10 protein-coding genes and 1 pseudogene are annotated in these 11,033 nt (G+C 64.2%); 4 read left to right on the top strand and 7 right to left on the bottom strand.

Annotated features, from left to right (window positions below; translation table 11 throughout):
• The first annotated feature begins 310 nt into the window (after positions 1-310).
• The 3 genes and pseudogenes from HZB53_20840 to HZB53_20850 all read left to right on the top strand — a co-directional run bounded on the left by HZB53_20840 (position 311) and on the right by HZB53_20850 (position 3,387).
• Positions 311-903, top strand: a pseudogene (locus tag HZB53_20840) (transposase).
• Between the two features lie 79 nt (positions 904-982).
• On the top strand, positions 983-2,227 hold the full coding sequence (locus HZB53_20845; GenBank protein ID MBI5880104.1) for an MFS transporter: 1,245 nt from the start codon (positions 983-985) through the stop codon (positions 2,225-2,227).
• Between the two features lie 2 nt (positions 2,228-2,229).
• Positions 2,230-3,387: an MFS transporter gene (locus HZB53_20850; protein MBI5880105.1), complete on the top strand. Its 1,158-nt coding sequence runs from the start codon at positions 2,230-2,232 to the stop codon at positions 3,385-3,387.
• Between the two features lie 36 nt (positions 3,388-3,423).
• Here HZB53_20850 and HZB53_20855 read toward each other — a convergent pair whose 3' ends face one another.
• The 7 genes from HZB53_20855 to HZB53_20885 all read right to left on the bottom strand — a co-directional run bounded on the left by HZB53_20855 (position 3,424) and on the right by HZB53_20885 (position 10,281).
• Positions 3,424-4,035 carry a histidine phosphatase family protein gene (locus HZB53_20855; protein MBI5880106.1) on the bottom strand — a complete coding sequence of 204 codons (612 nt, stop codon included), beginning with the start codon at positions 4,033-4,035 and terminating at the stop codon, positions 3,424-3,426.
• Complete coding sequence (locus HZB53_20860; GenBank protein ID MBI5880107.1) at positions 4,032-4,253, bottom strand: hypothetical protein; 222 nt, start codon at positions 4,251-4,253, stop codon at positions 4,032-4,034. The genes HZB53_20855 and HZB53_20860 overlap by 4 nt, the downstream gene beginning before the upstream one ends.
• A gap of 34 nt (positions 4,254-4,287) precedes the next feature.
• Positions 4,288-5,433 (bottom strand): NAD(P)/FAD-dependent oxidoreductase, encoded by a 1,146-nt coding sequence (locus tag HZB53_20865; protein MBI5880108.1) that lies wholly within the window; start codon positions 5,431-5,433, stop codon positions 4,288-4,290.
• 49 nt (positions 5,434-5,482) lie between these two features.
• A complete protein-coding gene (locus HZB53_20870) occupies positions 5,483-6,373 on the bottom strand; it encodes a carbohydrate ABC transporter permease (protein ID MBI5880109.1) in 891 nt (296 codons plus the stop codon).
• Between the two features lie 5 nt (positions 6,374-6,378).
• A complete protein-coding gene (locus HZB53_20875) occupies positions 6,379-7,386 on the bottom strand; it encodes a sugar ABC transporter permease (protein MBI5880110.1) in 1,008 nt (335 codons plus the stop codon).
• Between the two features lie 299 nt (positions 7,387-7,685).
• Entirely contained in the window at positions 7,686-9,035 is a 1,350-nt protein-coding gene (locus HZB53_20880; GenBank protein MBI5880111.1) for a carbohydrate ABC transporter substrate-binding protein, read from the bottom strand.
• 328 nt (positions 9,036-9,363) lie between these two features.
• Entirely contained in the window at positions 9,364-10,281 is a 918-nt protein-coding gene (locus HZB53_20885; GenBank protein ID MBI5880112.1) for an SUMF1/EgtB/PvdO family nonheme iron enzyme, read from the bottom strand.
• A 289-nt stretch (positions 10,282-10,570) separates the two neighbouring features.
• Between HZB53_20885 and HZB53_20890 the strand changes: the two genes are divergently transcribed.
• Positions 10,571-10,765, top strand: a complete 195-nt coding sequence (locus tag HZB53_20890; GenBank protein MBI5880113.1) for a DUF433 domain-containing protein — start codon at positions 10,571-10,573, stop codon at positions 10,763-10,765.
• The last annotated feature ends 268 nt before the right edge of the window (positions 10,766-11,033 follow it).

Consider the following 11,033-nt stretch of genomic DNA (forward strand, 5'->3'; position numbering starts at 1 on the left):
GAAATGAACCGGAAGTTTGCCAACGTGGAAACCGATGAATACGTTGTGATGCCCAATCATTTTCATGGCATTATCGTGATTGTAGGGGGCGACCGGCGTGTCGCCCTGGATGCCGCTGCGAAGGGCGTCCACGCATCGGGCGCACACGCAGGTTCGCCCCTACACCGCGCATACGTAGGGGCCGACCGGCGTGTCGGCCCGGATCAGGCCAATCGGTGAGGGCGAACACACAGGTTCGCCCCTACCAGGCCAATCGTAGGGGCCGACCGGCGTGTCGGCTCGGATCAGGGCATTTGCTGAGGCCATCGCCGTGAAATACGATCTGCAAATCCACCACCGTCGTTCGATTCGACTGAAGGGCTACGACTACGCAAGCGCCGGAGCGTATTTCGTCACGGTCGTTGTCCAACTGCGACTATGCCTGCTGGGGGATATCGTGGATGACGCGATGCGGTTGAATGATGCCGGGCGCATGGTCGAGACGTGGTGGCTGGAAATGAACCGGAAGTTTGCCAACGTGGAAACCGATGAATACGTTGTGATGCCCAATCATTTTCATGGCATTATCGTGATTGTAGGGGGCGACCGGCGTGTCGCCCTGGATGCCGCTGCGAAGGGCGTCCACGCATCGGGCCATCGGGCGCACACGCAGGTGCGTCCCTGCCGACCATGATGCAGTGGTTCAAAACGATGACAACGAATGAGTACGTCCGTGGGGTTGGGCAATCGGCGTGGCCGGCATTCCCAGGGAAATTGTGGCAACGCAACTACTACGAGCACGTTATCCGTAATAGCGAATCACTAGATCGCATCCGCGCCTATATTCAAAACAACCCGCTGCAATGGGCGCTGGACGACGAGAACCCCGATCGATCGGGAACTGCGTCCGCACGTACGCCCTGATCACAGCGCATGGTCGATCGCTCCGGGCGGACTTCAGCATGGTATAATCACATGCTTGCAGCCACGTTGAAGGCCGCCTATGTTCCTTACCCAAATCCGCCATCGCCTGCCGTTGCTGGCGCACAACCGAAACTACCGCTGGCTGTGGACCTCCACGATCTTCTCGTCGTTTGACGAGATGCTCTCGTTCACGGCTGTCACGCTCTACGTGTTGAACCTGACCGGCTCGGGCGCGGCATTGGCGGGCGCCTGGGCGGTGCAGACGCTGCCGGCGATGGTTGCCGGCTCCATTTCGGGCGTGCTGGCCGATCGCTACAACCGCCGCCTGATCTGGCTGATCGCCGGCAGCATCACGGCCGCTGCGTACGCACTGTACGCGTTCGCGCAAACGATCGAGCAGTTCTTTGTGCTGATCGCCATTGCGAGTTTCTGCCTGACGGTTGCGCGCAACGCATACCTGGCGATGCTGCCCGATGTGGTGGCCGAGGGCGAACTGGTGGACGCCAACGCGCTGACGGCGATGAACTTCAATATCGCGCTGACCACCGCGCCGCTGCTGGCGGGCGCGCTGGTGGCGGCCTCGGGCGCGCAGGTGGCGTTCGGCCTGCTGGCGGTGCTCCAGTTGGGCGGGTTGTTCGCCATCAGCCGCGTGCGCTACACGCAGAACGTGCATCACGATCCGCACCCGGACGGCTGGCTGGGCGACCTGCGTGCGGGGCTGCACTACGCGCGCGGCCACGCCACCGTGCGGCACGTGCTGATCACCGCGCTCGGCGTGCACTTCGGCGGCGGCGCGCTGATCATCCTCGAAGCGCTGCTCGTCAAGCAGGTGCTCAACGCGGGCGACGCCGGCTACGGGCTGCTGCTCTCGTGCGCCGGTCTGGGCGCCATCCTCGGCTCGCTGCTGATGAAGCCGCTCACCGCGCGCTGGTCGATCCTGCGCGTGTTTACCGTCGCCGTCATCGTCACCGGCTTCACGTACTACCCGTATGCGATGCTGCTCTGGTTCCCCGTCACGCTCCTGATCGTCTTCGCGCAGACGATCACGTTCGCGATGGTGATGGTGCTGGTCGACACGATCATCCAGGCTGAGGCATCGGGCGCGCAGCGCGGGCGTATGCTCGGCCTGTCGCTGGTCGTCCGCAACGGCATGACGCTGTTTGCCATGGCAGCGCTGGGGCCGCTGGTGGAACCACTCGGCACGCTGAACCTGCTGTTCGTGGCCGGCACCGTCTACATGCTGGCCGGCATCTACGCCGCCTTCACATTGTGGCGCGTCAGGCCGGCGATGAACGTCGCGGTGCACGACGCATTAGCCGAGTGAGTATGAGCGCGAGCGGGACATTCTGGAATCGCAACCTGGTCATTGCCGTCAGCACCGGCTTCCTCAACACGGTCGGCAACGGGCTGTGGAGCGCGCTGCTGCCGTTGTACTACCGGCAACTGGGCGCGAGCGACAGCGAGATCGGCGTGGCGTTCACGGTGGCGTTACTGGCGAATACGTTCCTGCAGGCGGTGGGCGGGCTGATGGCCGACCGCATCGGCCGGCGCACCATTCTCTTCGCCATGCTCGGCGCCACGCCCATGTTCCTGATTGCCGGCACGACCAGCGACTGGCGCATCGTCCTGCTGGCATACTCCGGCACGCGCATGCTGATGGGCACGCAGTGGCCGGCGCTCTTCGCACTGATCAGCGAGTCGGTGCCGCGCGAGGCGCAGGCGCGCGCGTTCAGCCTGTTTGAGTTTTCCATCGGCCTCGGGATGACCGTCGGCCCCGCACTCGGCGCGCTGTGCATCAGCCAGTTCAACATGGGCATCGGCTCGCTGATGGTGATCCACGGGCTGATCATCGCGGGCACGGCGCTGGCGCGCGGCAGCCTGATGCGCGAGGGGCCGCGCGGCGCGCCGCCTTCGGCGCGGCAACTGCGCGCGGCGGTCTCCCCTAATCTTATCTGGTTCGCCGTTTCGATCTGCCTGTTCGCGCTGGCTGAGACACTGACGCTCTCCGGTCCGTTCTATACACTGTTCAGCGCCGACGTCTGGAAAGCCAGCGAGACGGAGATTAACCTGCTGACCAGCGCAGCCAGCTTGACCGGCGTCGCGTTCGGGCTGTGGGGCGGACACTGGGCCGACCGCACCAGCAACCGGCGCGTGATCATCGCCGGCTGTCTCGGTACGACGCTGACGCTCATCGCATGGATGGTCGCGCCGACGCTGGCGTGGGGAGTCGTGCCGGTGCTGGCCAACTTCATGGTCGTGGAACTGGCGCTCATCGCGCAGCAGGCCGAGCAGTCGCGGCTGACGACGCCGGAAACGCGCGCCAGCGTGGTCGGCGTGCTCGGCGCGGTGCAAGGATTCGTCAGCGCCGGCGGCCCGGTCGTCGGCGCGCAATTGACGCCGCTCTTCGGCCCGGCGGCCCCGTTCGCGCTCGGCGCGCTGATCAGCCTGGCGAGCGCCTGGGCGATGGGCCGCGTAAAAAAATAGAGCGCGCGCCGGCATGCGCCGCTTCCCCACACGCGCTCAATCCCGCAGGTGCGTCGTCTCGTTCAGTCGCACCACCTCCGGCGCGGGCGCAAATACCACCTCGCTCACCCCGCAGTTGTCCGTGCGGAAGCGGGGCCAGCGGGTGAAATCCGGCTCTAACCACAGGCCCAGCGAGACCATGCTGAAGACCCCGTGCGAGACGACCAGCACCGATCCCGCATGCTGCTGTCCGATGTCCGCCCAGGCCGTCAGCACGCGCGCCAGGAATCCCTTCGCCGATTCGCCCCCAGGAAACGTCACGTCCTGCATCACGCGCGCGCCGCGCCCGTCGTCCGCTCCGCGCGTGAAGTATGCCCATAACTCCCGCTCCGTGCGCCCTTCCAGCGCGCCGAGATTCAACTCGCGCAGGTCGTCGCGCGCGTGCAGTTCGCGCCCCAGCGCGCGCGCAATCGCTTCGCCGGTCTGAATGGCGCGCGGCAGCGTGCTTGTGTAGATGACATCCACCGGCGGCAGCGTGCGCACAAACTGCGCGGTGCGCGCCGCCTGCTGAACACCCAGCGTGCTCAACGGATCATCCGACCAGCCGCGCATCACCCCACCGACGTTCGCATCGGTGCTGCCATGCCGCACCAGCACCACGCGCTTCATGCCGCCGCTCCCGCGGCAAGCGGCTGCGGCGCGACCGCGCTCGTCGGGCACACCGCCACACAGCGCATGCAGGCAATCGCGCACGGCAGCGCGACGGCGATCGTATCGAACGGCGACACGAACGGCTCACCTTGCAGGCACACCGCCACGCACGCACCGCAATGGATGCACGCGGGCCAGATCACGTCGAACGTCACGGGCTGTTGTTTGCGAGGCATGGACGTTTGTCGCAGAGCTTTTTGCAGAAGCGCTCTAGACCTTGCGATATTTGGAGTCCGGATGGAAGTAGTGGCCCAGCGTTTCAAACAGCGCGCGATCCTGCTGGGCCGGATCCGGAGACCGGAAGATGTCGCGCCGGAGGCGGTACAGCTCCGCATGCGTGCGTCCCAACTGCGCTTGCCAGCGCGCCTGGCACGACCGCAGCGCCTGGCGTGAGCAGTCTGATGTGACGGCGAGGTGTTCCGTCAGGAACGCGCCCACGAGCCGCCCGTCGCGCATCGCCATGTGAATGCCGCCGCCCGTGATTGGGTTGACGTGGCGCGCCGCGTCGCCAATCAGTATGACGTTGTCGGCGACCATCTGCTTCAGCGCGGCGGACAGCGGCACACCGCCGCCCTGCACTTCGGCGATGCGAGCGTGGCGGAAGCGCGGCGCCATGAACGAATCGCTCATGAGACGCTCCAGCCACCAGCGCGCGTCGCGATCGGTACGGTCGCGCGCCACGCCCAGCCCCACCTCGGCCATGCCGTGCCCTTTGGGAAAGACCCAGGCGTAGCCGCCGGGCGCGTGGGCGTGGCCCGTCACGATTTCCAGCAAGCCGCATGTCTCGACGTTCTCGACCACGTACTGCAGGCACGAAGCGATGTCGCCCAGCGGCGCCGCGACACGCAGGCCGGCCATCACCCCAACCTGCGACATGATGCCGTCGGCGCCGACGACCACGCGCGCGCTCACCGCGCAGCGATCGGTGAAACGTTCGATCTGCGCCGTGATGGCTCCGGCGGCGCGCGCCAGCCCGACTACGCGCGCTTTCAGCCACACCTCGGCGCCGGCCGCCGCCGCTAACCGGGTCAGGTAGCGGTCGAAGCGCTTGCGGTCCACCACGTAGCCGAGCGGCTCGCGGCGACCAAAGGCGCGGTAGTCGAGACGGCTTGGCTCGCCCGAATTAGAATACGTCAGGAAACCGAAGACCGGCTCGGCGATGAACTCGGGGTCAGCCGGCACATCACAATCGTCGAGTGCGCCGGCGCTGAGCGCGCCGGAGCACTGCACGGGGGTACCCAACTCGCTCTTCTTGTCCACCAGCAGCACCCGCAAGCCGCCCTGCGCCGCGGTGCGCGCCGCCAGCGCGCCGGCGGGTCCTCCGCCGACGACGAGCACATCGTAATCGCAAGCCATCTGCGCGCCCTCCCGCTTTGGATGACCCCGCCGGCACGGGCCTGCCCCGCTACCCCTTCAACGACCCCGCCATCAGGCCGCGCATGAAGTAGCGGCCGAGGAAGATGTACACCAGCAGCGGCGGGACGGCGGTCAGCAGCGCCGCCGCCATCTGGATGTTCCACGGCACATGGAACGAGCCGGCGATATTGTTCAACGACAGGGTAATCGGGTAGACGCGCGGATCATTGGCCAGCGAAATGCCGAACAGGAAGTCGTTCCAGATCGAGGTGAACTGCCAGATCAGCACCACGACGAACGCCGGCACCGACAGCGGGAACAAAATGTAGCGGTAGATCGTGAAGATATTCGCGCCGTCGATGCGCGACGCCTCGATCATTTCCGTCGGGATCGACGCATAGTAGTTGCGGAAGATAAGCGTCGTGATCGGAATGCCATAGATGCAGTGCACTACGATCAGCCCGAGGATCGTCGAAAACAGTTTGATGCCGGTAAACTGCTCGAAGATGCGGTAGGTCTGCACCAGCGGGATCAGGATGCTCTGGTACGGGATGAACATGCCGAACAGGATTAGCGGAAAGAGCAGGTCCGCGCCACGGAACTTCCACTTAGCCAGGATGTAGCCGTTGACCGAGCCGATCATCGACGAGATCAGCGTGGCGGGCACCACCAACTGCACGCTGTTCCAGAAGCCCTGCTGGAGGCCCACCGTGTCCGCGGCGCCAAACCAGGCGGTCTGGAAGGCGCGGAAGCTGATCACGTCGGGCGGGACCCACATGTTGAAGATGTTCTGCGCCTCGGTCGAGCTCTTGAAACCGGTGATCAGCAGCACGTAGATCGGCGTCAGGTAGAACAGGGCGGCCAGGACCAGCACCGCATACAGCGCGATGCGCAGCGGGTGAAAGTGGCGGGCGGGCGCCCGGGGAGTCGCGGTCGTCATAGCGGTTACACCTGGGCTTCCGCGCGAATACTGTAGCGCAGATACGGGATGATCAGGATAGCGACCAGCACGAGCAGCACCAGGCCGATCGCCGCTCCTTGCGAGAACAACGTCGCGTCAAATGTTGTCTTCCACATGTTGTAGGCGGGCACATCGGTGGCGAAGCCCGGCCCTGGGCCCGTCATCGACACCACGAGATCGAAGATCTTCAGCGAGATGTGGCCCAGGATGATCACCACGCTCAGCGTCACCGGCTGCAACAGCGGCAGGATGATGTGGCGGTAGACCTGCACCTCGCTCGCCCCGTCCATACGCGCCGCTTCGCGCAACTCGTCGGGCACGCTGCGCAGGCCGGCCAGATAGAGCGCCATCGTGTAGCCAGAAAGCTGCCACATCGCCGCGATCACCAGCGAAGTAATCGCCAACGGGTAGCCGAAATCTTTGGTCGTCAGAAACCCGAGACCGATGCTGTTCAGGATCGCACCCACGCCGGAATCCGGCGACAGATAGGCAATGGTCGGATCCGTGAACCAGGTGGACTGCAAGTTTTTCAGCCCAAGCTGAGTGAAAATGATGTTGACGCCGACCGGGTCGTTCGCTTCGCCGGGCGTCAGCATCCAGCGCCACGCTACGCCGGTCACGATGAACGAGACCGCCATCGGGAACAGGAAGATGCTGCGGAAGACGGCCTCGCCGCGCACGCGCTGGTCGAGCAGGACCGCCAGCCCGAAGCCGATGATAATACAGCTCAACAGGAAGAAGGCCGTGAAGCCGACCATGTTGCGCAGGTCGTAGCGAAAGCGGATCGCATCCGTGCCGTCGCCAATGAACAAGTGCTCGAAGTTGCGCAGGCCGACAAAGGTGAAATCCGGCGCGGCGCTGTCCCACTTGGCCAGCGAGATGTAGCCGGTCCATGCGATGAATGCGTAAACGAATATCCCAAGCGCAAGGATGGACGGCAGCAGCAGCAGGATTGAGACAACCCGTTCCCAGTTGCGATGTTTGGGGCTCATAACGATTGACCCGTCACCCGGCCGCCGGCTCAGGGCCGGCGGCGCATATTATACTGTTTCAAATTGAAAATGTCCCCATGTGCATGTCGCATGAGCACGCGGCACACCGCCAAATTCTGCCCTTCCCCCAGCCCCCTCTCAGCTTCGCGGGGAGGGGGAGCAAGGGGATGAGGGAGCGGCAGTTGCACTTACGCAATCGCTTTGAGGACAGGGCCAAGTTGAAATAGTATTAGAAGGCGGACGGCAGGCCACGCCTGCCATCCGCCATCCGTGTCAGCCACGCATGTATAATGAAACGCTTACTGCGGGAAGCCTGCGGCTGCGGCCGCCGCGACCAGGGCCGCCTGCGCCTTGGCCACGTCGCCCGTCGACGCAAACAGCACGACCGGGTCCGAGTAGCCCTTGGAGGCCCAACTCGGGGTGGCCGCCGCGCCGTGCACGACGCTCGGCACGATCGCGTTCACTTTCCAGTCACTGATCGCCGACTGCAGGTAGGCGTTGAACAACGCCGGGTCGCAATCGGTGCGGGCGCAGATCGAACCCTTCGCCGGGTTGAACTTCTCCTGGGCGGCCTTGGAACCGGCCAGCGCCAGCCACGCCTTCGCATTGTCTACGTTCGGGGCCTTCGCCGGCAGCGCGAACGAGTCCGACAGGGCGTCGTAGATGCCCTTGCTGCCCGGGGTCGGGGCCCAGCCGTAGTCGGTGAACTTGGCCGCGGTAAACTCGCCGTTGGCCCAGTCGCCCATGATGTTCATCGCCGCTTTGCCGTTGATGAGCAGCGCGGTGGCTGAGGCCCACGACAGCGCGTCATGATCGGCATTGGCGTACGTGATGTACTTCTTGAACGTGTTCAGCGCATCAGTCACCTTCGCGTCCTTCCACGACGTCTTGCCGGTCCACAGGCCGCGATAGCCATCCGCGCCCAGTGTGCCGACCAGGATCGTCTCGAAGGTGTGCTGCAACTCAAAGCCGTCCTTGCCGCCCAGCGCGACCGGCGTGATGCCGGCGGCCTTCAGCTTGTCGGCCGTGGCGAAGAACTCGTCCCAGGTCTCCGGGGCCTTCGTAATGCCGGCTTTGGTGAACAGGGCCTTGTTGTACCACAGCACGTTGGCGCGGTGGATGTTCACCGGCACGCCGTAGTAGTGGCCGTCCTTGTACTTCAAGAGGGTCAGCAGGTCCTTCGGGAACGCCGCTTCCAGGTTCGCGCTCTTGTACACGTCGTCCACCGGCACCACCAGCGTGGGCGGGTTGTATGTCTCGACTTCGAGGCCGGCATGCAACTGGAAGGTATCCGGCGCGACGCCGCCCAGCAACTGGGTCAGCAACTGGCCCTTGAAGTTGGTGCCCGCGCCGCCGGCGATCGCCGCATTCACGATTTCGACATCCGGGTTCGCCGCTTTGTACAGTTTGAACATCTCGTTCAGGCCGGCGAACTCGCCGCCGTTGGTCCACCACGAGCCGACCAGCAACTGGCCTTTCTTGCCCGCGCCGAACAGCAGCCACGGCTTGTTCGGGTCGAACGCCTTGAGGAACGCATCCGCGTCGGCCTTGGCCGGCACGCAGATCTTCCAGCCGACTTCGATCAGGTCGGCGTTCTCAATGCGCGCGTAGGTCTTGTCCGCGACGTTCTTCTGGTTGGTCGCAGCCATCAGCGGCCAGTACGCGGTGACGCTGCCGTATTCTTTGTCCGAGATCTTGGACAGCCAGTCGTTGGCTGCGATCGTGTAGGTCTTCGCGCAGTCCGTCAGCGCGTTGGTGGGCGCCGCACTGGCCGTCGGCACGAGCAGGACCAACAGCGTCAGCGCCAGCAGGGCGTTGACGAGCAGAGACTTCTTCATGTAAGGCTATCTCCTTTTGAAACGCAAATCGACGTGTGAAATGACGCTCTAATCGTGCACATGCTGAACTGCCGGGCATCTTTGCAGGGCATCACCTCCTCCGGTCGGGCGCGGGGCCGGTCGGGCCGCCGCGCACGGACTATTTGGCGCAACGAAAACCCAGATCATCGTTAGCGGCCGACAGCACGCCGGAGTTGCGCACGAATGCGGACACATACTCCTTGGTGTCAAACCAGCCGCCGCCGCGCACAATGCGGGTGCCAGGCGTGAAGATTTTGCCGGTGCGGGCGCCGCCGGGATAAACGGCCGGTTCACTGGCCGTCCACTCGGAGACATTGCCGGCCATATCCTGCACGCCGAACGGGCTCGCGCCCGCACCGTACGATCCGACGACCGTCGTGGCGCGAACGCCGCCTTCTTTGGAATTCGCTTTTTTCGGATCGAAGTCGTTGCCCCAGGGGTAGGCGCGCCCGTCGGCGCCGCGCGCAGCCTTCTCCCACTCCTGCTCGGTCGGCAGGCGCTTGCCGGCCCACTTGCAGAAGGCGTCGGCATCGTTCCAGGAGACTTTGACGACCGGGTTCTGGTCTTTGCTCTTGGCGTACGACAGCCAGGTATCCGTATCGCCGGACTTTTCGGATTCGGTCTTGTAGCCGGTGGCGTCCGCGAACTTCTTGAAGTCCGCGTTGATGACTTCGAACTTGTCGATGCGGTAGGCCGGCAGATTGACCTCGGACTGCGGTTTGGCGTCCGGGGCGCCGTTATCGCTGCCCATCTTGAAGGGGCCGGCCGGAATATCGACCATTTCGCTGTTGATGGCCGCCTGCGGAACGGGTGTCGAGCCGGCAGCCACAGGCGCCGCGGTGGCCGTCGCGGCGCGCGTGGGCGGCGGCGGCGGCGGCTGGGTGGCAATGGTTGGCAGGGACTGCGGCGTGTAGATAATCGTCGGTGCGGCAGCAGCGGGTGTGGCGGTCGGGGGTGCGGGTGTATCCGCTTCAAAGGAACAGCCCAACAGGAGCAGAACGATCAGCAGCAAGAGCAAGCCATGAAGATACTTCATCGCTGATGGACTCCGCAAGATGTGATTGGCGCGCGTCGGGGACATGGGCGCAGGCCGGATTTAAGATTAGCGCTACAATCGTGAATTGTCAAAGCCTAGAAACAGCCGCACAGCGCGCACCTACCCCATTCCCACGCGATCTATCTTTTCCACAAATGCCAGGTCGGGCGTCGGGCTGACGCCCGTCCAACCGCCACGCCACGGCGAGTGATGGCTAATTCGATATTCTGCATGCGGTTTTGCCGGTGGCAGTCAATTATGCGAAAATAGAGGCGGAAGTGAGGTGCCAATGGAAAAACTCGACCGAATCATTTCTGACCCGCTGATCTGTCTTGGCCAGCCAATCATCCGTGGCACACGCATCACGCTCAGCATTATTCTACGCCTGCTGGCGTCCGGCTGGTCGGAACAGGACGTGATCGCAGCCTACCCCGAACTGACTCCGCAGGACATCCATCAGGCCGCACAGTATAATCTACCGTGAGAGACGGTCGTCATGCCGGCATGCAGTTGGCCGGCATCCACTATCACACGCTGTGTCATGCTGAGAACGGCCAGACCGCGCGCGGTGTGCGATGCGGCATGACGTTTGGTGTAGGGGCCGGGCTTGCCCTAATTGTCATAGGTTAGCGTAAAAGTGGCGTTGTCAAGGGGTAAAAGGTGGCAATTTGCACTGCGGAGTGGGAATGAGTAGCATGAAGCATGACCCAATCCAGCCAGCCTCCCAGCGACAACCGCCATCACCGCGCGCG

This window comes from Chloroflexota bacterium (assembly GCA_016235055.1).
Lineage (GTDB): Bacteria > Chloroflexota > Anaerolineae > JACRMK01 > JACRMK01 > JACRMK01.